Origin of the sequence: Pseudomonas sp. B2021 (genome assembly GCF_018135665.1) — a bacterium.
GTDB classification, from domain to species: domain Bacteria; phylum Pseudomonadota; class Gammaproteobacteria; order Pseudomonadales; family Pseudomonadaceae; genus Aquipseudomonas; species Aquipseudomonas lactis.
Window position 1 is genome coordinate 1 of the sequence record NZ_SMOF01000041.1, and the last position, 297, is coordinate 297.

A 297-nucleotide genomic window follows, 5' to 3' on the forward strand; every position below is an offset into this window, starting at 1 on the left:
GCTCGGTGTTCATCAACGGGCAGCCTGCCGCGCGCAGCGGGGATCGCAGTACCTGCGATGCAAAGATTGGGACGGCCGAGGGCTTGATTTCGCCGGATGTGCGCATTGGTGGTGAGACCATTGTGGTGCAGGAGATTCGTAGCGGGAAAACGCCAGGGGTGGGGCTGGCGATTGCCGTGGTGATGGCGTTGCGGGGCAACTTGAAATGTTTCTGGACCAAGCTGCCGTGCATGATCGGAGGTGCGTTGGTGGGTGGCGCGATCTCTTACGGGACCGCCAAGGTCACCTCGGCACTCA

The 297-nt window shown here is 62.0% G+C and carries 1 protein-coding gene; it reads left to right on the top strand.

What is annotated here, in order from left to right; genetic code table 11:
* Window positions 1-297, top strand: a 297-nt coding sequence (locus tag E1K68_RS28160; protein ID WP_212614971.1) for a hypothetical protein, incomplete at both ends; no start/stop codon positions are given.